We start from the raw sequence: 25,267 nt of genomic DNA on the forward strand, positions 1-25,267 counted from the left end.
CGACAACAAAACGCCCCATAAAGGCACTGATGCTGTTCTCATAGCCAAAAATCACTTGCAGAGTGCTGTTGCTTGAGGAAACCTCTAAATCATTGCCACTATCGTCAAACTCTGCTTCAAATGTATCGGCTTCATTCCCGGCATGGTCCGTAATCGTTGCGGTTAAAAGACGCTGGTAAAAAACCTCATGAACAGGTTTGTCTCCCACCTTGACCACAATAAAAGGGTGTGTACGCATTAATCCCATAACCGCTTCACCATGCTTTGGGGATTAGACAACACAAATTCAGGCAAAATAACCGTTAAGCCCCACGGTAAAAACACACCATATTTGGCAATCTCTGGATTAGCTTCCAGTGTGGCTTCTAAATAACCGTTTAGTGCCCCAACTTGCCTCCGGTCTCTGAACACTGCCATGACATGGTGAAAGCAAAGGAGATCGAGGCTCATATCCTCTAGCTCTACAATAACATGCTTTTCTGGTATCTTCATAGAGTTTGTCCCACTTGGATTTGTCCCTCTTGGTATTGTCCTTGTGGTTTTCCGCCATTAAAAAAGGGCAAGAGCGTAATGGAATAGCGGATGCGCTGGGATTGACCAGAGCGACTGATATAGTCATGGTCTTTATTGATCGTGGTGATTACTACGGGTCCATGGAGAAGGACACTATAGGTGGTATCATTGATCCAATGAAGCATCTGGACCGGCTTTGCTCTTCGGATAGTTGTAGTGATGGCATCAATGGCTACACGGTCACCAAATTCTTCTGGAAACCAAACTCCATGAATGGTCTTTGCATCATTGCCATAGCCGGTAAATTGCAAACTGGGTGCCTTGCCAAAACGCTCCATACAAACCCATGAGGCAGAAAACTCTTCTTCAAAAGATTGGAAATTCAGCCAATCCACATAAAATTGATGCGGTCCTAACATCATCAAAGGATCTCTCATAGGCTCCCTCCCCTCATTCTGTCCCGCCATGCAGCGCATTAGCGCGTGCCCGTTGCAAAGCATGGGCAACCGCACGACCAGTGGCCATGGGTTCACGCGCCCCATTAACATGCACTGTGACATTTTGATTGTGTGTGATGGGGGAACGGTCTTTGTCTCTTTGCTCTCTCGCAGATGAATTTACAGGAGAAGCCCCCGCAAATTGCACGATGGGTTGGATGGCTGTTTTACCCCCCAAAAAACTTGGCAAAAACTCTCTTACATCAATGGAACCAATCCACCCCTTAATGCGGCTAGGCAAAGATTTACAATAATCCATCAATTGTGAGATAGACGACATAAAGCCATCGACAATCGAATTAGCCAGATCTTCGCCCGCTTGTTCCATACCAGCCTTGGCAGCATCCGAGAGCTTTTCCTGTGTAAAAAAACTCTTCAACCATTGCCAAAAGTTGGAAAAGCTTTGTTTAGCCCATCCCCAAAAGCTTCTAAATAAGCCGGCATTTCTTTGCCATACCAACTTTGCGACAATTGTACTTCCTTCACAAGCCCCCCCATAATGCTGCGCCATCTTTTCGGCTAAATAAGCCCCATTGCCCCGTGCATCCAAAGCGCCCCCCAACAAACGCGGCAAACTATTCACCACATAAAATAAAATTTCTCTTTGTTGGTCAAACGGCGTATTGCGCAATTCCACCATAAACCGAACACGGCGCACCAAATCTTGTCCCACTTCCATCACCACAATCGACGTCGCATCGCCCGATCTGGCAAGATCAACACCAAAAACATGTTGGCGCCGTCGGTCAAGCCCAATATGAAGAGGTTTTAAGCGCCCCTCACACCAATTAAAAGCAGCTTGACTTCGTTGATAATCCGATTGATTTTTTAAATCATCCACACAAGCAAAACGCAACACTGCAATGTCAGGCGCACAACAATTTTCAATCTGTAAGCGTATTAAAGCAGCCGCTTCTTGATCGGCTGGTATGGCATCTAATTTTTTAAATAGAGTTTCGTAACAGGACCAAGTCCCATTTCACGGCGCTTATTGTGGTGCGTATAGCGAAAAAACCAAGAGCGTGTATTGTCTTTTAGAACATTCAACCATAGCCCTGCCCCATCTCAATAATTTACCCTGTGAAGATGACTTGACGAATGATGCTGATAACCAATGAATAGCCCTCACTTAACGCCCCTCTCGTCCACCTCTTAGATCACCTTTAATTTCTGATTTGAGATTTTTTCTTTAATACTTAATTTTTTATTGGAACATAAAAAATTATCTGCATCAATAGCTCTTGCACATATTTACATAACTTGAATCTTGTTGCAAAAGCCCGCTCCACCCTCTGGGGGTACCATATATTTTTTAATTACGTGTAGCTTATTCATTTTCCGAGTGTTTTTAAATCCAAGAGAAGGTAGAGATGAACGTGAATTTACAAAACATGTTATTTTTATCAAACTTCTTTTTTAATGCTTTAAATTCAGCTAATTTATACCAAGGAAAATATTAAAGTTTAAGTTTCTAATGAATATACTAACAACTTCATAACATTGGCAAAATTATCCGGCGAGCTATTATTAAAAGAATCAGAAAGTTTTTTGTAAATTCTTTTCACAAACATTTTCTTCAATAAAGCCACCTGATTCATCAGCCTTAACTTTAGCAAAGATATAACCAAAGTCTTCTAAAGCTTTAATGCGATAAAGAGTGTGATTATAAAATACATGTGTTTCATTTTTTAAAGCAAATTCTTTTCTTTAAAAAGGTTATAGCCTTCTATCTAACAGCGTTGTTTGCTGTAAAATTCAAATTATCTATCTGCTCAACTAAAGAACTTTTATTGTTTAGCTTTTGTGCTTTTTTCAAAGAGATGTGGGCTTTCAAGAATAAGCTTTTCTCGTGCTTTTTGTAACTGTTTAATGACCTCATCAATCTTTGACGGAGAACAAAAAGATTCTTGGCTATTCAACAAATGCAGCCTCTCCTTTCCCTCATATAAACATTGCATCTGAGATTGAAGTATTCTAACTTCTTGAAAAAAAAGACGCCCTGTTTCCTTAAAACCATTATTAAGTGCAAAAAGTTGATCAGAAATGGATAGCAGAATTTGTTTTAAAAAACGCTCATTTTCTTGGCGTTTACGATATTCTAAAATAAGAGCATGGCTTATCTCATCTAACTGTTTTTTTGTAGAATCAATTTGACGCAATAAATTTGGTTTTTCCCCCATATCACCTTTTCTCACCTTCACAAGCATAGCATGAATGTCTAACAACTTAATTGCGGAATGAGATAAATAATCAACAACTGTAGGCGTATTAACATAGCGTTTCCGTGTGATCATCACAAACTCACCTAATGACTGTTTTTTACATTCATCCCGCTATTTATTTTTCATTTTACAAAACCATTCTAAAGAAAGTGCTAAAAAACATTACCTCCAATACATTATTTGATGGAGCTCCTTCTCTCTTTTCACTATCAACGTGGAATCCGTGGAGAGAGAAAACGTACAGGTGTATAAAGGATAAGATGTGTTGTTTTCTCCAACACACTACTACCATCAGCAAGAAGGGCTTGACTAGGTGACAATTCTGTACCTTGCATAATTGTGGAAGCCAAAGAACCTTCTCGAGAAAGAGCCATCAACGTTGGTGAAGATGCAAAGACATTGTGTGCTCCCCCATCCACATGAGAGAAATCAAGAACAGCTATTCCATTTTTACGCAACATTTCAATATCTGAGCCATCGCCCACACGATGATGTCCACCCGTAAGACGTCCTGAAACCGCGAGAGCTTTATCCGTTCTGGATACTAAAATAGCTGTTGGCTGCGGGAGTTTTTTTATATCATTAAGTTGGCGCTCAAATACATCAACATCAATATCGGGTGCAGCCATTAATAAACTTGTAATACGACGAATAGGCCTATATTTTCCCTGTAAAGCTAATGTTCTAAATGCTTCCATTATAACAAAATTGCCCATAGAATGTGCAATAACCGAAATTTGATCAGCATTGGTTTCACTAATAAGCGTTAAAAGCTCTATCAATCCGTCACGGGCAAAATTAGCACTATCACGATCATAAATATAAAGAGGAACAGATCCGGCAGAAGGCCAAGAATAATGCACAGCGACAACATTTAAAGAATAATCGTGTGTAAACTGTGCTGTACGAAATGTACCATCTGCAAAATTATTATTATACCCATGGATAAAAAGAAAAATTTCTCTTTTTCCTTTTGGCTTTTTTGCTAAAGCAGCATTTAATTGCTGTTTAAACTGTTCTTTATTATCGTATTTTTGCAATGCTACTGCTGCAAAATACTTATCATGTGTAGGTTTATACGCATTTATTTCAACAACTCCCTTTACATGTTGCTGAGGAATTCCTACGTCAACGCGATTATAATGAACTTTATTTGATCGCTCTGCACCATAAGGTTGAGCGTAATTATTTTGCATCATACGACTTGTTGCAACATACACTGGAACGATGGCTTTTGGAGAAACTGGTTTCCCTCCAACTTCCCTTTCTACGGCAGTCATAGAAGGTGTTGCATGCACCCCATGCCAAAGTACAGCACGTGAATCACTACATGCTGGCAATAAAGAAACACAAATAAGAAGTGTTAAATATCTCAGAATCATTATACTTCTCACTGCAATTTCACCCCACCTTATAAAAATATAACATTTCAAATGCATAGATAAAGTAATAAAAAACGAAACATTCTTAGAAACACACCAACAAATAACATACAAAAAAGATTTTTCTATAATACGTATAAATCCCCTCTCTCTAACATAACTTCATCTCATTATAGAGAGACTCACTGCTAACTGGTGCGGTCGAGAAGACTCGAACTTCCACGGGTTGCCCCACAGCGACCTCAACGCTGCGCGTCTACCAATTCCGCCACGACCGCACGTGGAAAGAAAAAACCTTGGTTTTTAGCCTTTAACAAATCATAAAGAAAGGTACAAGCCAATTTTCTTTTTCTCATAATTTATTTTATTCAGACGACTTATAACTTAATAGAGATTACGAGAAATATGGGCTCTACTATGACCTTTGAACCATCATCATAAAATGTGTTTGTGCCGCTTGATCTTTTTCATAATAACCATGAAAGTTTTTTGTAATTGTTGTAGAGCCCTGTTTTTGGATTCCTCTCATAGCCATACACATGTGCTCAGCCTCAATCAATACTGCTAAACCATGAGGCTTCAGATACGTTTTTAACGCGTGAGCCACTTGCGCTGTCATAGCTTCTTGAGTTTGTAAACGACGAGAAAAAATATCTACAACACGTACAATTTTTGAAAGACCAACAATTTTCTCATTAGGAAGATATGCTATATGTGCTTTCCCAATAATTGGAATCATATGATGCTCACAGTGTGAATAAAAAGGTATATTCTTTACGATTACGGATTCATTATATCCTGAAACCTCTTCAAAAACTGTACCTAAGGTTTCTTTAACAGATTGACTATAACCATTAAAAAGCTCGCGATATGCCTTGGCTATACGTTTTGGAGTATCTAAAAGCCCTTCTCTATTTGGATTTTCCCCTATCCATAAGAGTAATGTACGAATCGCTTCTTCCACCTCTTCAATACTCGGACGCTTTTCTTCAGATAAATTTGCGTCTTCTTTAACAACATTACGCATTCAAAAACTCCAAGCTTACTCTATACAAAGCATTTGCTCCATACCTATTTCATTTTGTATAATCTCTATATAAGCGAATTAAAAGTTTAAACAATCACGACTCTTAAAATTTCAGGCAATAGTGCATGATTGATAATATCTATAATGATAAAATACTTAAATATGCTGCACATATAGGCAAAATTGGGCGTCTTAATAATCCTGATGCAACATCAAGAAAACATGCACATCTTTGTGGCTCGACAATCACTGTAGATTTAAAAGTGGAAAATGGTATTATTACGGATTTTGCTCACGAAATACATGCATGTGTGCTAGGGCAAGCTTCGGCTTCACTTTTAGCATCTCATATCATCGGACAAACAACACAAGATCTTAAAATATTGCGTGAAGTTATCTACAAAATGCTAACGCAAAATGGTCCTTCTCCTCAAGCTCCATTTGAGGATTTTTCTTGCTTACAGCCCATTAAAGACTATAAAGTGCGCCATACAGCAACACTACTACCCTTTGATGCAACGATAGATTGCATTCAACAAATTGAAGAAAAATAAATGTTCAAATCACAATCTCAACAAAAAAAATTGACTCGAAATTACACAGGCACTTGGCAAAAAACACCCGGACGATTATTGGGAATTTTCTTAATACGTTTCTATCAAATAACACTTTCGAGCCTTATAGGCAATCAGTGTCGCCATGCCCCGACTTGTTCAGAATATATATATGAAGCGATTGCACGCCATGGGCTTTGGGCTGGTGCATGGATGGGACTCTTTCGTATCATGCGTTGTGGGCCCTTTGGAACAGATGGCTTTGATCCAGTACCTATTTCGCTTGGAAATTCTTGCTGTTTTTATAAACCTTGGCGTTACTGGAAAATTTCTGACAAACACAACAAATAATCCTTTTCTTTTTTCATATGTATTGATAAAAAATCAGTCTATAAGCTTTTTACTCAATTTTCACGAAACCATCCGCAATCGTTAGCGGAATTGGATTAAAAGGGTGTTTTTATGTCTTGCTCTATTTCTCTTTTTTTTCCCGATGGTTCAAAACGTAATTACCCCGCCGAAATGACAGGCTTGGAATTAGCAGAATCTATTTCTAAATCACTTGCAAAAAAAGCAGTCGCCTATAGTCTTGATGGTATCACGCGAGACTTATCGGATCCATTGGGACAATCTGGTCAAGTAGAGATTATTACCCGAGAAGATTCACGCGCTCTTGAGCTCATAAGGCATGATTGCGCCCATGTCCTTGCTGAAGCAGTACAAGAACTCTTTCCTGAAACGCAAGTAACAATAGGTCCTGTTATTGAGAATGGATTCTATTATGATTTTGCACGCCAACAACCTTTTACATTAGATGATCTCACTATTATTGAAAAGAAAATGCGTGAAATTATCCAACGCAATAAACCTATTAGAAAAGAAATTTGGTCTCGTGAAAAAGCGAGAAAAATTTTTTCTGAGAAAAAGGAATTTTATAAAGTTGAACTTATTGATAGCATTCCTGAAAATCAAGATTTAAAAGTTTATTATCAAGGGGAGTGGTTTGATCTTTGTCGCGGACCGCACATGCAATCTACAGGGCAAATTGGGAATGCTTTCAAATTAATGAAAGTTGCAGGAGCTTATTGGCGTGGCGATGCCAATAATCCAATGCTCACGAGAATTTATGGAACAGCATTTGCAAATGAAAATGACTTAAAAGCCTACCTCCATATGCTAGAAGAAGCTGAAAAACGTGATCATCGCCGCTTGGGACGTGAGATGGACTTATTTCACTTTCAAGAAGAAGGGCCAGGAATGATTTTTTGGCACAAAAAAGGTTGGAAAATGTTCCAAAATTTAATCAGCTATATGCGTAGACGCCTTGATGATCATCAATATGCTGAAGTTAATGCACCACAAGTTCTCGATAGGTCACTCTGGGAAATATCTGGTCATTGGGGCTGGTATAAGGAGAATATGTTCAAAGTAATTCCAGCAGCAGAAGATTCAGATCATGGGAATGTTTATGCCCTTAAACCAATGAATTGCCCTGGTCATGTTCAAATTTTTAAACATGGTTTAAAATCTTATCGTGATTTGCCTATTAGACTTGCTGAATTTGGACTTGTTCATCGTTATGAGCCTTCAGGCTCTTTACATGGTCTTATGCGTGTGCGTGGTTTTACACAAGATGATGCGCATATTTTTTGTACTGATGAACAATTAGCCGATGAATGTCTCAGTATTAATGATCTTATTTTATCAACTTATGCTGATTTTGGTTTTAAAGAAATTAGTCTTAAGCTTTCAACACGTCCAGAAAAACGAGTTGGATCTGATGCATTATGGGATCATGCAGAAAGTATCATGGAATCTGTCCTTAAAACGATTGAAACAAAATTTGCAGGACAAATCAAAACAAGCATCCTTCCGGGTGAAGGAGCATTTTATGGTCCAAAATTTGAATATACATTAAAGGATGCTATCGGTCGTGAATGGCAATGTGGAACAACACAAATAGACTTTAATCTTCCTGAACGTTTTGGTGCATTCTATATTGATAAAGATTCAGAAAAACGTCAACCTGTTATGATCCACCGTGCTATTTTTGGATCAATGGAGCGTTTTCTTGGTATATTAATCGAAAATTTTGCTGGACATATGCCACTTTGGCTTTCTCCTGAACAAATTGTTGTTGCAACAATTACATCCGAAGCAAATGAATATGCCAAAAAAATAACAGCAAAACTTAAAGCTATTGGGCTTTCCGCAACAATAGATCTCCGCAATGAAAAAATTAACTATAAAATACGAGAACATTCTTTACAAAAAGTTCCCGTAATTTTGGTATGTGGCAAACGTGAAGCTGAAACAAACAGCGTAAATATGCGCCGCTTAGGAAGTACAAATCAAACCCTTTTATCTGTAGAAGATGCAATTAAACAACTCTCAAATGAGGCAACACCTCCAGATTTGCAACGTGTAATAAATGCATAATATCACAGAAGATGGTAATACGTTAATTTTTTTACTATAAATCTTCAATTTTTGTACAAAATGAAATGATTTGATATTGTAGTGTGTTTTTGTTTCATGCACAACTACCTATCACCAGAAAGAATCACGTGCTCTCTCTACAAGGTGGTTTGGTGAAAAAGTTGAATGTAAGCTATGAGCTGTTTAAATGCAAACAACATAGACAATTGAATATTAATAATAACATTAATCTTTTACTTTTATAATGAAAAGATGCTGCTACTATCATGGATAGATCATTACGATAATTATAGCAACATCAAGCAAGAAGGCTGAAAACAAGATTATATTTATTAATAAAAAATATGTAAAATTAGCTGAACAATGATATGTCTTATTCGTAAGATAAGCTCTTATAAAAAGACAAGATATTGATTTATAATGGTAATATATCGTTATTCATATTAAATAAGGTTTCGAATATCATAAGCTTCTCTCGTTTTAAATATGTTTATGTTGAATCTATCAAAATCATTTGCTTGCACGAAACAAGCAGAATGAGTGTGTGGATAAAAGTTATTGAGAAAGAACTTTTAAAATGCCCACAATGAACCGCCTAAAGTGCTAAGGATTGTTGCAATCATTGAGGACCGACTATAACTATAATGATGATGCTGACTTGCTTCTTTATAAATGTAAAAATAGCAGTACTCAACGAGTTTACCATTAATCATTCACAAGGCATTATAGTAAAATAAGATTAAGAAGCCTTAAGAAACATCTCTTTAAAACAAGCACATGAATTGGTAAGCCAATGGCATTATACATCCCGCAATCTACACTGATGAGATATTGCCTTAATTTTTATAAAGCTAAATCAAAGAAAAATGGCAAAACTCAGCGTTTATTCTTTCTCCTCTTCATATTTTACCAAATTAAAAACTCTTATAAAAAACTCGTTAAATATACATATACGATACATGACCACTCGTTGAACGTATTAAACTCTGAGCATATCCATAAAACGTCTAAATATCTACGAAACACATATAAAATAAAAAAATATTATTATTATCGTGCTCTATCAAGAATACGCTTACATTCAATGAGTTCAAACAGGATTTCTTGCAACAATGCTTTATCAGTTTTATCTTTGTAAAGATTCACAGAACCGACAGATGTTTCTCCTTCATTCCTCATGAAACTTAAAAGCCCAAAAGAAGATTTCTTAGGCTTATTGCTAGCATTTTCAGAAGTTTGTCCTGCATGTTTCTTTTCTATGACCACATTCATAGCATCAAGATCACCATTACCAAATGCAGTCACAAAAGCAACACCATTTTCTTTCAAAAGGCGTTGCACACCTTTTATCGTATAACCCTGATCATATAGTAACTGCTTAATACCATTGAGCAAATCAACATCGACAGGGCGATAATAGCGCCTTCCTCCCCCACGTTTCATTGGTTTAATCTGCCTAAAACGTGTTTCCCAGAATCTTAAGACATGCTGCGGAAGCTCCAATAACTCCGCTACTTCGCTAATTGTGCGAAAAGCATCAGAGCTTTTATCCATTTTGCAACACCTTATTTAAAACAAAATAAATTACTTCACAATGACTCATTCTGTCTCAATTTCTCAACAAGATTAGTCAAAAATAAGACCATCATTGACAACTTACTCAATAGTCTTTTTCTAAAAAACAAAGACCCTTATTTTATACATTTTTTTAACAAATACCAAACATACCATGGCATTTATTTATGAGATATCATTTTTTCTGTTTTACACGATGCGAATCTAAAATTCTCTGTTTAAGGACATTGGCAGCCTTAAACGTCACAACACGTCGCGGCGGAATAGGTGCTTCAACACCTGTTTTTGGATTGCGTCCAACACGTTCATTTTTACTGCGAACCTGAAAAGTTGCAAAAGAAGATAATTTAACCGCTTCACCTCTTACAAGTGAGTTGCAAATCTCATCCAAAACCAATTCGACTAAAGCTGCTGATTCAGTATGTGACAAGCCCACTCTTTTACAAACTACGCTCGCTAAATCTGCACGCGTTACTGTCTTACTTGTCATTATAACCACCTATTAAAATATTTAAAATTACAAAATGACTTATACGTTTTCTTGAAATATGGTCAAGTAGCCATAATTTACCAACGAATAAGAATTGCTCCCCATGTAAATCCACCTCCCATGGCTTCTAACATGATAAGATCTCCTTCTTTTATTTTTCCATCGCAAACAGCTGTTGTTAAAGCCAACGGAACTGATGCGGCAGACGTATTACCATGTTGATCAACGGTAATCACAACTTTATCTAGTGAAATTCCCAACTTTTTAGCAGATGCTTCAATAATGCGCTTATTAGCCTGATGAGGTACAAACCAATCTAGTTGTGAAGAATCCATACCTGCAGCTGCAAAACAATCATCAACCACATCCGTTATCATACCAACAGCATATTTAAAAACTTCTCGTCCTTCCATACGCAAATAGCCTGTCGTTTGTGTTGTTGAAGGTCCACCATCAACATATAGCTTATCTATATAAGCACCATTAGAGCGCAGTTTTGCAGACAATATACCACGCTCAAAAGCAATAGTCCCCTCAATTTCTTGAGCTTCCAAAATAGCGGCACCCGCACCATCACCAAACAAAACACATGTCGTACGATCTTCCCAATCTAAAATTCGAGAAAATGTATCGGATCCAATAACTAAAATTCTTTTAGCCGCTCCACATCGTAAATAAGAATCTCCTGTTGTTAAAGCAAAAATAAAACCAGAACAAACAGCTTGAATATCAAAAGCAAATCCATGGCTCATTCCCAAAGCATGCTGAATTTCAACAGCAGAAGCAGGAAAAGTACGATTCGGGGTGGACGTTGCTAAAATAATACAATCAATGTCTTTTATTGTAAGACCAGCATTTATAAGGGCGGCTTGCGCAGCCTCAACTCCTAAAGAAACAGTTGTTTCATTTTCACTGGCAATATAACGTTGGCGTATTCCTGTACGCTGAACAATCCATGAATCTGACGTTTCAACAAACTTTGCAATCTCATCATTTGATAAACTTCTTTTTGGCAAAGCACTTCCTACACCACGTATAATTGAGCGAATCATTCAGCTCTTACCTTTTCTTCAAATTTTTCATTTCTATTATAAGAGCTTATCATAAGGACTCTCCATTCATCACCACTTCATCTTCTTGGTCAAGAAGTGTTTCTTTATTCTCATGAAACCGCCGTAAATCAGCCGTTATTTTTTTTAAAAGTCCATTATTAACCATTTCATAACCAACGCGGATAGCAGAAGCAAAACCATTAGCATTGGCACTGCCATGACTTTTTATAACAACACCATTCAAACCTAAAAGCACTCCTCCATTCACCCTATCGGGATCCATTTTATGTTTCAGTATACGAAAAGCACCTCGCGATAAAAAATAACCAAGAGATGTTAAAAAAGAACTGCGCAGTGCAGAGTTTAAAATCTCCCCTATCTGTCGCGCAGTTCCTTCTGCGGTTTTTAAAGCAATATTACCAGAAAACCCCTCTGTCACAACAACATCGACCGTTCCTTTTCCAATGTCATTGCCCTCAACAAATCCTTTATATTCCAATCCTTCTAATTGCACTTCACGCAATATCATTCCTGCTTTTTTTATTTCATAAAGTCCTTTAACCTCTTCCACCCCCACATTTAAAAGCCCAACACTTGGTCTTTCAGTGTGATATAAAGCGCGAAACATACCCGCTCCCATAACCGCCAAATCAACCAACTGACTAGCCGAGGCACCTATTGTTGCTCCAATATCTAAAACGATACTCTCACTGCGCAGTGTTGGCCAGATACCCGCAATACCAGGACGCTCAGCCTCTGCAAGCATTTTCAAACAAAAATACGACATGGCCATAAGTGCACCCGTATTACCAGCAGAAATGCAAGCATCAGCTTCACCATTTTTTACCGCTTCAATGGCGTACCACATTGATGATTTACCACGTCCATTACGAAGTGCTTGGCTTGGCTTTTCATCCATGCGTGTATAACTTTCTGTAGGGCAAAAGCGCGATACAGAATCCAAACAGGGATATTTTTTTAAAACCGGACGAACAGCCTCCTCTACTCCATAAAACAGAAAATAAATATTTGATAAATATTTTTGTACAATTGCTGCTCCTGCAATAGCTGCTTCTGGACCGTAATCACCGCCCATGACATCCACAGAAATTCTAATCACGCTTGCATATCCCACATCTTTTCATTTTTAAATACATATTATGATTTTTGGCTCCTGAACACTCACACAGCACATCTTGCGAAAATATCGCTCCGCAGAAATGCCGTTTAGCATACAAATAGATATTTTTTGTATGTTTTTACAATCACTTCCAATTTTTCAAAACAGAAAATGGAGAGAATTTTTGCTCTGCTTCTTCTAAATTTTCAACCATATTCATCTGTATCCCCTCTTTACGTGGATAATGATTAATAGACAACTCAAAAAACTCTTCCATGATTGCACCAATATCAATTTTATCATCATAAAACACTTCAGGAGTATCAAGCCCCTCCACATCTAAAAACAATTCTCCTGTATCCTCTGATATTTTAGGCTTCATCAAATTTGAATCTTCAGGAACAAAAACAACCTCAATATTTTCACAAAGGATATTTTCTAATGGTTCTAATGTAACAACACATAACTGCAGTATACGCGCTTGCAATAGACCTTTTATACGCACTCCGCGTTTTTTCCACGGGAAAATATGGAATTTTCCCTCACAAGATTTTACTTCAATTAAATTATGGTTCTGGGCTAAATGTGTACATTCTTTTTTATTTGCACAAAGATGAACCCTTATACCTTTAGCAGGTAGAGAACGTACGGATATTGGATAAGCCAAAGCAAATGTCATTTGAGGAACATTTTGAACATTCATTGACAACTCCCAAACATAAAAACGCATAAAGCACTGTGTTTTTATTTATCTCAAGTATTTATGCATTTTTTTCTTTTCTAAAGAAATTCTATATGGCATAATTTGCTTTATAACAAGGAAACTCAGTGTAAGCTACGGTAGATTAAGTTAAAATTAGAAAAAACTTGAGGTTGCCTTCTTGTCCTACATCTCAGTATAAAAAGGAGATATCATTGTTTCAAATGCCTCACATAATAGCCTTAATCAAACGTAAATTATTAATTGGTCTATCAATAGCAAGCATAGGAATGCTTGCTGGGTGTAGTCTTCTTGATTCTTCAGGTTCGAGCCAAATTTATAGAGAGGGCTATGTTCTTGATAAAAATGCTTTAAGTTCTATCTCTATTGGCTCAAGTCAAGAGCAAGTTCTTTTAACTTTAGGGACCCCTTCATTAAAAACAAAATATGATAATGAAGTTTTTTATTACATCTCACAGACACGTTATCGTGGGATGCAGTTTATGAAAACAAAGATTATTGATCGCAAAGTTTTAGCCATTTACTTCAATAAAAATAATCAGGTTGCAAAAGTTGCAAATTACGGATTACAAGACGGTCAAGTGTTTGATTTTATTACACAAACAACGCCAACTGTAACAAAAGAACATCCTTTCTTAATTCAAATTATAAAAGGCCCTGCGAATTTGCCACGCCATAACTAAATCATATAGTCTACATACCGTTTCAATATTATAGGTCTGATACTATCAGACCTAATAATAGGGGAATTTGTAGCTCTTAGAGGCGAACTTTTTTTGCCATACTGTCGAGAACTGCATTAACAAGTTTCGGTTCATCACCTTCAAAAAACGCCTTTGCTATGTCAACATATTCATTCATGACAACCGCAACGGGGACATCTTTACGGTTGATCAACTCCCATAAACCTGCTCGTAAAATTGCTCGCAATATAGAATCAAGACGTGAAAGAGACCACTCTGCTGAAAGCTGTTGATGAAGCAGAGGATCAAGCTGCTTTTGATCTTTTACAACACCCGTTATAATCGCCAAAAACCATTGAAAATCAGCTTCAAGATACTGCTCTCCATCAATATCTTTTCCCAAGCGATAAGCCTCATACTCAGCTGCCGTTTCCAACACCCCCGAACCCACGATATCCATTTGATAGAGTGCTTGAACTGCAGCGAGTCTTGCTGCTCCACGTTTATTGGCTGAACGCGGAAAATGTCTGCTTTTTATATCAGCCATATTTAACGATTATCTCCAAATCTCTTTTTTAGAGCGATCATACATAAAGCAGCTTCAGCCGCAAAACCACCTTTATTTTTATCATCTAGTTTTGCACGCACCCATGCTTGTTCTTCATTTTCAACAGTCAAAATACCATTTCCAATAGCCAAGTTCTGATGAACAGTTAAATCCATCAATGCACGACAAGAATCATTAGCAACAATTTCAAAGTGATATGTTTCACCCCGAATAACACAACCAAGAGCAACATAACCATCATACGATATCTTATTTTTTTCAGCAAAAGCTATTGCACTTGGTATTTCTAATGCTCCAGGAACCGTTACAACATCATAACTTGCTTCAGCTTTTTGCAAAGTATTCACTGCACCTCTCAAAAGCGCATCAGAAATCCCCTCATAAAAACGTGCTTCAACAATCAATACGTGAGGCTTTTTACGTATCTCTTTCATCATAATGGAATTCCACAAAAAACGAATCAAAAAAATCAGGGTTATAAAGCATAAAATTCTGAAAACGATCAAGAAAGTTTTGGCTTATTCATCTTCTCTTTTTAAAGCTAAAATTTTTGCAGCATAACGAGCAAGTTGATCAATTTCCAAATTGACCCGATCTCCAATTTTAGCTTGTCCCCACGTTGTCATTTCGAGTGTATGGCGAATAATAAGAACATCAAAAACACAGTCCTCAACACAATTAACAGTTAAAGATGTCCCATTAAGAGCAATAGATCCCTTATTAACAATGAAAGGCATAAATTGTCCTGAAACTTTTAAATAAAAACGAATTGCATCCCCTTCATTTTTTTGATCAATGATTTCAGCCAAACCATCAATATGACCAGAAACCAAATGTCCTCCCATTTCATCACCCAATCGAAGCGAACGTTCCAAATTAACAAAAGTTCCTTTTATCCATTGTGCAAGATTCGTTAAACGTAATGTTTCTTCCCACGCCTCGACAACAAACCAATTGGAATCTTCTTGTTTTAATCCTCGTTCTACAATTGTCAGACAAATTCCTGAACAAGCAATTGACGCGCCAATTGCTAAGCTTTCTATAGCATAGCGGGTAGAAATCTTTAAACGCATCCCCTGCTTTAAAGGTTGAACATCTTCAACACAACCAATATCCGTTATAATTCCTGTGAACATAATGTCTTACGTCTCCATTTATAAAAACGGTCATTTCCAAACATTCTTGTCTCAATCTCATGAAACTGCGAGAGATAATTTCCAAAATGAGGGGCTTCAATACGATTTTTGCCTAAAACAATGGGGGTATGAAAACATATCAAATGATCAACACAACCAGCATTCAAAAATTTTTCCCCTGTCTTGACGCCCCCTTCCAATAAAACACTATTAATCCCATGTTTATAAAGCATCTGTAAAAGAGCAAAGGGTTCTACACAACCATTGTTCATCTCGACCAAATAAACAGACACACCATATTGCTCCAATGCATTTTTTTTGCTTTTCTTTGAAAGATCCACATCACAAATAACCCATGTAGGAATTTTTATGGCTGTTTGGACAACTTTTGCATCAAGGGGGATAGATAAATCTGCATCCAAAATAATACGAATTGGTGAGCGCATCTCCATCCCTGGTAAGCGGCAATTGAGTTGTGGATCATCTGCTAATATAGTACCAATACCAACGAGGATAGCATTATTTTGAGCACGTAGAATATGCGTATGGGCATGAGAAAGTGTTCCACTAATTTTTACGCTGCCCTTCTCTCTTTTTCCAACACCATTATCGGCAGAAATTGCCATTTTAAAAGTAACCGCACAGCGTTGTATCTTCCTTATGCACCAATGCGTCCATAAGGATTCAAAAGCCTCTTCAGCTAAAATGCCCTCAACCACTTCAATACCCGCCGCTCGTAAAAGAGCAATACCATGACCATCAACACGCTTGTCACAATCAGTCAGCGCAACAACAACTCGAGAAACACCTGAATCAATAAGTGCATTCACACATGGCGAAGTTTTTCCATAATGCGCACAAGGTTCTAAAGTAACGTAAGCGGTCGCTCCTTGAGCCAAAGAACCTGCCATGTGTAAAGCTTGCACTTCCGCATGAGGACTCCCATGAATAGCTGTTACGCCATAGCCAACAATAAAAGCTCCCGCACCATTATCGTTTTGCACAATTAACGTACCAACAGAAGGATTCCCACCTGTAAGACCGACATGACGTTCTGCTAAACGAATAGCTGCAGCCATAAACCGTTCATCTTGCACTTTTTTATTCATCAAAACGAGATTCTGTATCCGCGATACCCTTTGACAATTCATCTATAACATCGTGAAAATCGCTTGCATTACGAAAATCTCGATACACAGAAGCAAAACGAATATAAGCAATATCATCAATTCTCTTCAATGCTTCCATCACAAGACGTCCAATTTTTTCTGAAGAAATCTCTGGTTCTCCCAAACTTTCAAGCTGACGTACAATGCCAGAAATTGCTCGTTCAATATGATCAGGATCAATATTGCGCTTACGTACAGCCACATCAACTGATCGCATTAACTTATCACGATCGAAGGGTTCACATCGTCCACTTTTTTTAGCAACCAAGAGCTCGCGCAACTGAACACGTTCAAAAGTTGTAAAACGACCACCACAAACGGAACACACACGACGGCGGCGAATCACTGCCCCCTCTTCTGCTGGACGTGAGTCTTTAACCTGTGTATCCTCATATTGGCAGTAAGGACAGCGCATCCTTTGTATCCTTAACGAGTGCTAAGATAAGAGTAAAGAGGAAATTGATTCGTTATATCTTTTACCTTTTTCTCAACAGCCATTTCAACAGCATGATTATCTTCATCACTTTTTGCGCTCCGAAGACCATCAAGAACTTCTGAAATCAGATGACCAACTTGAATAAACTCTTTTTCTAAAAAACCACGCGTTGTGGTAGCAGGTGATCCCAAACGAATTCCCGATGTTATAGATGGCGTTTCAGAATCAAAAGGAATACCATTTTTATTGCAGGTAATATGAGCGCGTCCCAAAGCCAATTCAGCACGTTTACCTGTTAGATTTTTGGAACGTAAATCAACCAACAACAAATGATTATCTGTACCACCAGAAACAATATTAAAACCATTACTCTGTAATGTTTTTGCTAAAGTTTTCGCATTAGCGACAACATTGGCACTGTAGCTCTTGAAAGAGGGACGCAAAGCCTCCTCAAACGCAACAGCCTTTGCGGCAATCACATGCATTAAAGGACCACCCTGAAGACCAGGAAAAATTGCAGAATTAATTTTTTTGGATAAAGCCTCATCATTTGTCAATATTAAACCACCACGAGGACCTCGAAGCGACTTATGTGTTGTTGTTGTTACAATATGCGCATGTGGAACAGGTGAAGGATGCACGCCACCAGCAACAAGACCAGCAATATGAGACATATCAACAAGTAGATGAGCACCAATCTCATCTGCAATTTCACGGAATCGCTTCCAGTCCCATAGCCGTGGATAAGATGAACCACCCGCTATAATAAGTTTGGGCTTACGCTCTTTTGCCAGCTGCTCAACTTCATCCATATCAATAATCTGATCTTCTCTACGTACACCATAGGAAACAACATCAAACCATTTTCCTGACATATTAACAGATGAACCATGCGTAAGGTGACCACCAGCATTTAAATCTAATCCCATAAATGTGTCATTAGGCTTCAGTAAAGCTAAAAAGACAGCTTGATTCATTTGGCTACCAGAATTAGGCTGTACATTCGCAAAAGCAGCACCGAAAAGCTGTTTTGCCCTTTCAATGGCTAAATCTTCAACGACATCAACAAATTGACATCCACCATAGTAGCGGTTTCTTGGATAACCTTCTGCATACTTATTAGTTAAAACAGACCCCTGCGCTTCAAGAACCGCTCTTGAAACAATGTTCTCTGAAGCAATCAGTTCAATTTCATGTTGTTGACGCTCAAACTCCCCTCTAATTGCATCAAAAATTGCACCATCAACAGTTTGTAAACTATCATTAAAAAAGCGCTTTTGTGCGTCATTTTCTTGCTGAGTCATAAAACACATTCCTAACATAAAAAAATAAAGTCAAGAAACGATAACACAGCAAACCATGCAAACCAAACATTTTAAACCACTTACACTCAAAAATAATGAAGCAAATATTTATCTTATTCTTTGTTATAAAAACAGCGAAAAACTTCCCTCTCAAGAATGGTACAAAATGAGATTACATTTCTTTTTTTTACACTCTTAATTTGTTTACACCTTTTATAAAAAATATCTATAATCTAAAGAAATTCAATAATTTAATGATTAGAAATAATTTATAATGTGAAAAGCAGAATATAATAGGCAAAGTTAATACGAAGGCAAATAAGAATGCTAACCAAAGTTTTTATTGATGGTGAACATGGCACAACCGGATTACAAATACAAAAACGCTTAGAAAGGCGTACAGATTTAAAACTACTCTCTCTAGCTCATAAAGATCGCCATAATGTTCATCTGCGACAAGACTATCTTAATCAAGCCGATATTGCTATTTTGTGTCTTCCAGATGATGCTGCACGCGAAACAGTTCATTGGCTTAAAAAAAATAAAAACATTAGGATTATTGATAGCTCGACAGCCCACCGTGTTGCACCAGACTGGGTTTACGGTTTTCCTGAAATGACAGCAGGACAAAGAAAGCGCATCCAAGCTGCACATTATGTAACCAATCCCGGATGCTACCCTACCGGGGCCATTAGTTTGATTCGCCCCCTCCGTGAAGCAGGACTACTAGACGCCTATTATCCCATCTCGATTAATGCAATCTCCGGCTATACCGGTGGTGGGAAACAGTTGATTTTACAAATGGAAAATCAATCTCAACAAAATATTCAGGACAATTATTTTATCTATGGTCTTAATCTTGAACACAAACATGTGCCAGAAATCAAAATCTATGGACAAATCAATCAAACCCCACTTTTTATACCAAGTGTGGGTCGTTTTTCTCAGGGAATGATTGTGAATCTTCCTCTGCACCGCCATTTATTCACAAAATCAGCAAACTGTTCTGATTTGCGCGAAATTCTCGCAAACCATTACGATGGACAAAATACCATTTTAGTTGCATCACAAGAAGAAACTGCTTCACTTCAAAGACTTAATCCAGAGTGTTTAGCCAATAAAGATGATATGAAACTGTTCGTATTTGGAAATGATCGTGAAGGTATTTTTAATCTCAGCGCCATATTCGATAATTTAGGAAAAGGCGCATCAGCTGCGGCTATACAAAACCTCGATTTAATGCTTTCAAGCGACTAAACCTCCTTAAACACAAACTTTTATTCAACAACGCGATATGCCCCTTTTGTTGCTCGCCAGTGCGCAACCGCAAAACATAACACTGCTAGTGCCATACTTTGATGAATGAGCCCTAAACTTATCGGAACCTCATGTAACAGTGTTAAGATACCCAAGAGTGCTTGGATAATAATCATAACACAGATAAGAAATGCACGACGAGAATGGGTTGAATGTGGAACATTTTTTTGTACATAGAAAGCATGAACAACTGAGACAATAAATAAAAAATAAGAAAAAAACCGATGAATAAATTGAACCATTAAGGAATTTTCGAATAAATTGAGCCAAACAGGATGATGCTGCAACAATCCATCAGGAATAATCTGCCCATCCATAAGCGGCCATGTATTATAGACTTTTCCAGCATGAAGCCCTGCAACCAAAGCTCCGAAATAAATCTCTATCAAGACGAGAATAACAAGCCAAGCCGCAAAATATTGCACCTTTTGATTTGCTGGCTTTTCTGAGTATTCTGCAAGTCCTCGAGATAAATAAGTAACAAAAACAATAACAAAACATGCCGTTATAAGATGAAATGCCAAACGATATTGGCTCACACTTGTTAAATTACTTTGCCCAATCCCTGAAGCAACCATCCACCAACCAATAAAGCCTTGAAAGGCGATAAGAATAGGCACGACAATAAGCGGAAGTAAGATATTTTTTTCAACACGCTTAGTCGCCCAAAACCAAATGAGCCCCAATAAAGCAACAAGACCAACAAGACGCCCAAGAAAACGATGCGCCCATTCCCACCAAAAAATGACCTTAAAAGCACTTAAAGTCATATCAGGATTAAGCAGCTTATACTGTGCTATCTGTTGATATTTTAAAAATTCCTCTTGCCATTGATCCGCACCAATCGGTGGAATAACGCCATGTATTGGCTTCCATTCCGTTATAGATAATCCTGATCCCGTCAAACGAGTAGCGCCACCCACTAAGACAATTGCCAAACAAAGCAATAAAATAGAGTAAAGCCACACCTGTATTTGTTTTCTATTTTTCTTTTGCACAGGTGTTAAAATGCTATTGTTTAATCTCTTTACTGCCATCTCTGATTGCCCCACGCTTCTCTCCAACTAAAATGCATTTTAAAATTTAAACATTAACTCTTTGTCTATTTTAGTATGTACTACAACTTTAGCAAAAAACAAGCATACCACTATAACATGCGATACATATTTCTTTTTTTACGAAGCTTATGATGCAACAATGCGATAAACAGTCTTTGGAAAGCTGTCTACCATCCGCATCATCCATTCTTGTTCATTAAGAACAGTATTACAAATATAATAGTCTGTTAGCTCTGCAAATTGCTCAAATCCATATTTTGGTTCACTTGCCATCTCTAGGATGATAAAATCATATTCTTTTTTAAATTCTTGTAATATATGAGAAATATCATTTGAAAAATCTTGTGCAGAAATAGCACTTGTTAACCCCTGAGGAAGAATATCAACCCCCGTATCATAATCACGGTAAATAACATCATGCAACTTGGCATTGCCTGTTAAAATATCACTCAGTCCGCGATGTGGGCCAATGACTTTCTCTATTTGTTGACCAGAAATATCGACCAACAAAATTGTTTTATTCTCTTTTGTGAGATGAAGTGAAAGCTTTGCCGCTGTCCGTGCAGCCTCTGGTCCAATGATTGAAACAATGGTTGAAGCACGCCATTTCAAAACATCAGATAATCCCTCTATCGTAATAAAAGCTTCAAAATTTTTCATTTCTTGAGAGACTAAAATACTCTCATTCTTCTTAAGAGCATTTTCTTTTGATATCAAATCCTCTTCTGAAAGTTGGTCTTTTTTGCTTTTAAAGCACGGATAAAATAACAATATTCCTAGCAAAAGAGTAAGGAAGCTGGCCAATGCACTCACAAGAATATTTTTTCCATAAAGAGCCATAAAAGAAATTGGTGCTAACGTTGTTGGCATAACCACGTGGATATTTGTATTTTGTAAGAGAAGAGGATCATCACTCAATCTCCGATATGAATCAATAATTTTTTCTCTTCGTTGAGCAGACTTGCTCATCGCTTCATTTTGTGCATCGACTGCTGCTTTTATTTTATTTTCAAACTCGTTAAATATTTCATTCAAAGATTGGGATTGATCTTTTACAAAAAAGTTTATTCTTTTTTTGAGCTGTTTTTCTAATTCCGTTGCAATAACCTCATCTGAATGAACTTGATAAACGATTTGTAAAATTTTATTTTTTAATTGATGAGAAACTGTCTCTAATTCTGCAGTCATCGCTTTAATTTGAGGATGTGTCCACCCCAGTTGCGCAGCCATATGTGCTCTTTGTGTTTCCAAGAGGTCACGTTTAGATTCCAGAGAAACAATTGCTGAATTGCCTGCAATAAACGATAAAGACAGTAAAGACTGCCCATTTTCACGCATCATATTAATTGTTGAATTCAAACTTGTTAAATGAATACGCTTTAAAGTTGCTTGCGTTAATTGCATCGAAAGATCATGAAGCTCTGTTTGTTTTACACCATGCTGAATAAAAGAATCAACAGATTTACGAAATTCCTGCACGATATTAACGATTGCAGTATTATCATATTGTTTGTCTTCTAATTTATCATTTAACAAAAATTGTTTCTGTTTTATGATTGCTTGTGAAAATGCGGAAAACCAAATTTCCAACCCACGTTGAGCTGCTTCAAGTGTCTCGGCTTCAAAAGTAAGATCGATAAAATCACCATGACGCGATAAATGGATATTTTCATGATTTTTTTTCTTATAAGAAGCACTTAAAGAAAAATTCGAATCATTGAAGAACATAGGCTGTGAAAACAAAAAAGCGATAACATCGTCTTGCTTTTTAATTGGTAATGGTTTTCCTACAGAATCAGATAATGAAAATACTAAAGTTGCTTGGTAACCACGGGGCTGGACAAAATAATACAACCAAATCAAAGATACACATAGCATTTGTAATAGCAAAACAATCAAAATGCTTCGCCATACGGTACGTACGAATAGTCTTTTATTACACTTAAGACTCATCTTTATTTTAACCAGCAAAATACTTCTTCATATTGTTTTATTAAGAGAAAGTAGTAACTATCCTCTTAATTTGCTGTCATATTATTTTGAGATAAGAAAAACATAAAATTTAAGCATAAATGTTCGACAATAGCTTTAAAGAACTTAATTCATATTTTTTTGATATTCTCTAATTGCTTTTTTGCTTCAGAAGTAATAACGGCTCTAATGGTAATAGACCCATCATCATGTCCTTCTTGCACTATTTCCGCAGAGTTTTCATAAAACCAATCGATAAGCGACATTTCATGAGGCTGTAAAAGATATTCAATGCTTTGCACCTCTCCAAAAATTCGCATTTCAATAGCTCTTAATAATTGATCAAGTCCATCCCCTTTAAGTGCTGATACCATGAGAGCAGGATTTAATCGTGTTTTTGCGCTTGTTTGTAAAACACTCAATGCTTGCCCATCCAACATATCAATCTTGTTCCAAACTTCTATGATATGCTCCATATCATCAATATCGATATCAAGACTTGAAAGCACTTCTAAAACATCTTGAGCATGTGCTCGATGATCAAGATCTGACATATCTCTTACATGAAGAATGAGATCCGCTTCAACCACTTCTTCAAGGGTTGCTCTAAAAGCTGCAATCAAATTTGTTGGCAAATTAGAAATAAACCCTACAGTATCAGACAAAAGAATAGTTTTTCCATGGGGAAGAACAACTTTGCGCAAAGTCGGATCAAGCGTTGCAAATAACATATTCTTTGCTAAAACATCTGCACCGCTTAAACAGTTAAAGAGAGTTGACTTTCCTGTATTCGTATATCCTACCAGTGCCACAACAGGATAAGATGTTTTTTTCCTTTTTGCTCTATGAAGTGCACGTGTTTTAATAACCGTTTCTAATTCGCGGCGAATACGAATAATTTTCTCTTGTAAAAGACGCCTATCTGCTTCAATTTGCGTCTCACCAGGTCCACCTAGGAAGCCACGCCCCCCCCGTTGCCTTTCCAAGTGTGTCCAACTACGCACAAGCCTCCCTTTTTGATAGGACAAACGCGCTAACTCTACTTGCAAAACTCCTTCTTTTGTTCGTGCACGATCCCCAAAAATTTCAAGAATCAAAGCCGTTCTATCGATAACTTTACAATTCCATAATTTTTCTAAATTACGCTGCTGTACTGGCGTTAAAAAGTGATCTACAATCGCAAGCTCAATAGAATATTCATCTATATAACAGGTTAACGCATCTACTTTACCTTTTCCAAAGAGAGTCGCAGAGCGAGGCGTTGCAATATTAATCGTTTCATAATTAACAACTTCTAACCCTATAGCACGCGCTAACCCTAATGACTCTTTAACACGAGAAGATACAGAACACTCTCTCAAAGAGCTTTCACTTCTATTTTCTTGAAAAAACGGTATCAAAACAAGTGCGCGCACCTGTCCTGTGTTCTGCGCAAATACCCCTCCTAATCTCTCATTTTCATTTATCATAGCAATCTAAGTACTTTTAAAATGGGATAAGAGGTCTATCTTAAAATGATATGTTTACTCAGGACTTTCACCCTCAAACATCTGTACAGGCTGCCCAGGCATAATCGTAGAAATAGCATGCTTATAAACCAATTGCGCGTGTCCATCTCGGCGTAAAAGAACACAAAAATTATCAAATGAAGTTACAATACCCGTGAGTTTAACGCCATTGACAAGAAAAATTGTAAGGGAAATTTTTTGCTTACGCACCGTATTTAAAAACACATCTTGTAGGTGTTGTGATCGCTCTGCCATTATTCTTACACCTTTATCTAGATTGCATAAAATATTCGTGCATGCATATCGACTGAAAAATATCCAATTGTCAACGTAGAAGCTTCAAAATTCAGCAACAAACAACTGAAATTAGAGAAAAAACGGCTCTTTAAGGCAATAATAAAGTACAGCTTACGAAAAGCTATACTAAATTAAAAATTTTTCCACGTTTACTTTTTTATGAGCTTACAATTCAAAGGCATACTTTTATACGTCCTAAGCTATTACAGACTATATGTGATGATGAAA

26 protein-coding genes, 1 tRNA gene and 3 pseudogenes are annotated in these 25,267 nt (G+C 37.3%); 5 read left to right on the forward strand and 25 right to left on the reverse strand.

Features of this window, described 5'->3' with window-relative positions; translation table 11 throughout:
• The 10 genes and pseudogenes from ACFILY_RS02410 to folE all read right to left on the reverse strand — a co-directional run.
• A pseudogene (locus tag ACFILY_RS02410) lies at positions 1–247 on the reverse strand (late control protein); the annotation flags it as partial.
• Positions 238–492, reverse strand: coding sequence for a tail protein X (locus ACFILY_RS02415; protein WP_375637870.1), 255 nt, complete (start codon positions 490–492; stop codon positions 238–240). The pseudogene ACFILY_RS02410 and the gene ACFILY_RS02415, both read right to left, overlap by 10 nt.
• Positions 489–950 (reverse strand): phage tail protein, encoded by a 462-nt coding sequence (locus ACFILY_RS02420; RefSeq protein WP_375664737.1) that lies wholly within the window; start codon positions 948–950, stop codon positions 489–491. Before ACFILY_RS02420 ends, ACFILY_RS02415 begins: the two co-directional genes overlap by 4 nt.
• A 13-nt stretch (positions 951–963) precedes the next feature.
• Complete coding sequence (locus ACFILY_RS02425; RefSeq protein ID WP_375673258.1) at positions 964–1,389, reverse strand: hypothetical protein; 426 nt, start codon at positions 1,387–1,389, stop codon at positions 964–966.
• 32 nt (positions 1,390–1,421) lie between these two features.
• Positions 1,422–1,953: pseudogene (locus ACFILY_RS02430) on the reverse strand (hypothetical protein); the annotation flags it as partial.
• Positions 1,953–2,139: pseudogene (locus ACFILY_RS02435) on the reverse strand (Arm DNA-binding domain-containing protein); the annotation flags it as partial. The pseudogenes ACFILY_RS02430 and ACFILY_RS02435, both read right to left, overlap by 1 nt.
• A gap of 658 nt (positions 2,140–2,797) precedes the next feature.
• Positions 2,798–3,304 carry a hypothetical protein gene (locus ACFILY_RS02440; protein WP_273791370.1) on the reverse strand — a complete coding sequence of 169 codons (507 nt, stop codon included), beginning with the start codon at positions 3,302–3,304 and terminating at the stop codon, positions 2,798–2,800.
• Positions 3,305–3,441: 137 nt separating this feature from the next.
• A complete protein-coding gene (locus ACFILY_RS02445) occupies positions 3,442–4,614 on the reverse strand; it encodes an alpha/beta hydrolase (protein WP_375637488.1) in 1,173 nt (390 codons plus the stop codon).
• Positions 4,615–4,807: 193 nt separating this feature from the next.
• A tRNA-Leu gene (locus tag ACFILY_RS02450) sits at positions 4,808–4,892 on the reverse strand.
• Between the two features lie 137 nt (positions 4,893–5,029).
• Positions 5,030–5,641: a GTP cyclohydrolase I FolE gene (folE, locus tag ACFILY_RS02455; protein WP_273791372.1), complete on the reverse strand. Its 612-nt coding sequence runs from the start codon at positions 5,639–5,641 to the stop codon at positions 5,030–5,032.
• Between the two features lie 125 nt (positions 5,642–5,766).
• Here folE and ACFILY_RS02460 point away from each other — a divergent pair, with 125 nt between their 5' ends.
• The 3 genes from ACFILY_RS02460 (at position 5,767) to thrS (ending at position 8,634) form a co-directional block, all read left to right on the forward strand.
• Positions 5,767–6,195 (forward strand): iron-sulfur cluster assembly scaffold protein, encoded by a 429-nt coding sequence (locus tag ACFILY_RS02460; RefSeq protein ID WP_273791373.1) that lies wholly within the window; start codon positions 5,767–5,769, stop codon positions 6,193–6,195.
• Complete coding sequence (yidD, locus tag ACFILY_RS02465) at positions 6,196–6,546, forward strand: membrane protein insertion efficiency factor YidD (protein WP_273791374.1); 351 nt, start codon at positions 6,196–6,198, stop codon at positions 6,544–6,546.
• Positions 6,547–6,657: 111 nt separating this feature from the next.
• Positions 6,658–8,634: a threonine--tRNA ligase gene (thrS, locus tag ACFILY_RS02470; protein ID WP_375637487.1), complete on the forward strand. Its 1,977-nt coding sequence runs from the start codon at positions 6,658–6,660 to the stop codon at positions 8,632–8,634.
• Between the two features lie 1,050 nt (positions 8,635–9,684).
• Here thrS and ACFILY_RS02475 read toward each other — a convergent pair.
• From ACFILY_RS02475 to ACFILY_RS02495, 5 genes are all read right to left on the reverse strand, one after another.
• Positions 9,685–10,188 (reverse strand): MerR family transcriptional regulator, encoded by a 504-nt coding sequence (locus ACFILY_RS02475; protein WP_375637486.1) that lies wholly within the window; start codon positions 10,186–10,188, stop codon positions 9,685–9,687.
• Between the two features lie 196 nt (positions 10,189–10,384).
• The gene (locus ACFILY_RS02480) at positions 10,385–10,699 is read right to left on the reverse strand and encodes an integration host factor subunit alpha (protein WP_375637485.1); all 315 of its coding nucleotides are present in this window, start codon (positions 10,697–10,699) and stop codon (positions 10,385–10,387) included.
• A 77-nt stretch (positions 10,700–10,776) separates the two neighbouring features.
• Positions 10,777–11,751 carry a beta-ketoacyl-ACP synthase III gene (locus ACFILY_RS02485; RefSeq protein ID WP_273791378.1) on the reverse strand — a complete coding sequence of 325 codons (975 nt, stop codon included), beginning with the start codon at positions 11,749–11,751 and terminating at the stop codon, positions 10,777–10,779.
• A gap of 49 nt (positions 11,752–11,800) precedes the next feature.
• Entirely contained in the window at positions 11,801–12,871 is a 1,071-nt protein-coding gene (gene plsX / locus ACFILY_RS02490) for a phosphate acyltransferase PlsX (protein WP_375631272.1), read from the reverse strand.
• 145 nt (positions 12,872–13,016) lie between these two features.
• Positions 13,017–13,574, reverse strand: coding sequence for a DUF177 domain-containing protein (locus ACFILY_RS02495; protein ID WP_273791380.1), 558 nt, complete (start codon positions 13,572–13,574; stop codon positions 13,017–13,019).
• Positions 13,575–13,795: 221 nt separating this feature from the next.
• Here ACFILY_RS02495 and ACFILY_RS02500 point away from each other — a divergent pair, with 221 nt between their 5' ends.
• Positions 13,796–14,275 (forward strand): outer membrane protein assembly factor BamE, encoded by a 480-nt coding sequence (locus ACFILY_RS02500; RefSeq protein WP_273791401.1) that lies wholly within the window; start codon positions 13,796–13,798, stop codon positions 14,273–14,275.
• Positions 14,276–14,351: 76 nt separating this feature from the next.
• Here the strand turns inward: ACFILY_RS02500 and nusB are convergent, their stop codons facing one another.
• The 6 genes from nusB to glyA form a co-directional block, all read right to left on the reverse strand.
• Positions 14,352–14,822, reverse strand: coding sequence for a transcription antitermination factor NusB (gene nusB, locus ACFILY_RS02505; RefSeq protein WP_273791381.1), 471 nt, complete (start codon positions 14,820–14,822; stop codon positions 14,352–14,354).
• Positions 14,823–14,824: 2 nt separating this feature from the next.
• Positions 14,825–15,280 (reverse strand): 6,7-dimethyl-8-ribityllumazine synthase, encoded by a 456-nt coding sequence (locus tag ACFILY_RS02510; RefSeq protein WP_375637484.1) that lies wholly within the window; start codon positions 15,278–15,280, stop codon positions 14,825–14,827.
• An 81-nt stretch (positions 15,281–15,361) separates the two neighbouring features.
• Complete coding sequence (locus tag ACFILY_RS02515; RefSeq protein ID WP_375637483.1) at positions 15,362–15,979, reverse strand: riboflavin synthase; 618 nt, start codon at positions 15,977–15,979, stop codon at positions 15,362–15,364.
• The gene (ribD, locus tag ACFILY_RS02520) at positions 15,961–17,088 is read right to left on the reverse strand and encodes a bifunctional diaminohydroxyphosphoribosylaminopyrimidine deaminase/5-amino-6-(5-phosphoribosylamino)uracil reductase RibD (RefSeq protein WP_375637482.1); all 1,128 of its coding nucleotides are present in this window, start codon (positions 17,086–17,088) and stop codon (positions 15,961–15,963) included. Before ribD ends, ACFILY_RS02515 begins: the two co-directional genes overlap by 19 nt.
• On the reverse strand, positions 17,081–17,563 hold the full coding sequence (gene nrdR, locus ACFILY_RS02525) for a transcriptional regulator NrdR (RefSeq protein WP_273791385.1): 483 nt from the start codon (positions 17,561–17,563) through the stop codon (positions 17,081–17,083). The genes ribD and nrdR overlap by 8 nt, the downstream gene beginning before the upstream one ends.
• 11 nt (positions 17,564–17,574) lie before the next feature.
• Positions 17,575–18,888: a serine hydroxymethyltransferase gene (glyA, locus tag ACFILY_RS02530; protein ID WP_375631269.1), complete on the reverse strand. Its 1,314-nt coding sequence runs from the start codon at positions 18,886–18,888 to the stop codon at positions 17,575–17,577.
• A gap of 324 nt (positions 18,889–19,212) precedes the next feature.
• Here glyA and argC point away from each other — a divergent pair, with 324 nt between their 5' ends.
• The gene (gene argC / locus ACFILY_RS02535; RefSeq protein WP_273791387.1) at positions 19,213–20,145 is read left to right on the forward strand and encodes an N-acetyl-gamma-glutamyl-phosphate reductase; all 933 of its coding nucleotides are present in this window, start codon (positions 19,213–19,215) and stop codon (positions 20,143–20,145) included.
• A gap of 20 nt (positions 20,146–20,165) precedes the next feature.
• On the opposite strand, the gene ACFILY_RS02540 is transcribed toward argC, so the two are convergent.
• The 4 genes from ACFILY_RS02540 to hfq all read right to left on the reverse strand — a co-directional run bounded on the left by ACFILY_RS02540 (position 20,166) and on the right by hfq (position 24,997).
• On the reverse strand, positions 20,166–21,242 hold the full coding sequence (locus ACFILY_RS02540) for a COX15/CtaA family protein (protein WP_375637481.1): 1,077 nt from the start codon (positions 21,240–21,242) through the stop codon (positions 20,166–20,168).
• A 147-nt stretch (positions 21,243–21,389) separates the two neighbouring features.
• Positions 21,390–23,216: a hypothetical protein gene (locus tag ACFILY_RS02545; protein ID WP_375637480.1), complete on the reverse strand. Its 1,827-nt coding sequence runs from the start codon at positions 23,214–23,216 to the stop codon at positions 21,390–21,392.
• 149 nt (positions 23,217–23,365) lie between these two features.
• Complete coding sequence (gene hflX, locus ACFILY_RS02550; protein ID WP_375637479.1) at positions 23,366–24,703, reverse strand: GTPase HflX; 1,338 nt, start codon at positions 24,701–24,703, stop codon at positions 23,366–23,368.
• Positions 24,704–24,757: 54 nt separating this feature from the next.
• Entirely contained in the window at positions 24,758–24,997 is a 240-nt protein-coding gene (hfq, locus tag ACFILY_RS02555) for an RNA chaperone Hfq (RefSeq protein ID WP_005773461.1), read from the reverse strand.
• Positions 24,998–25,267: the final 270 nt, after the last annotated feature.

The organism is Bartonella sp. CL25QHWL, assembly GCF_042195335.1.
Lineage (GTDB): Bacteria > Pseudomonadota > Alphaproteobacteria > Rhizobiales > Rhizobiaceae > Bartonella.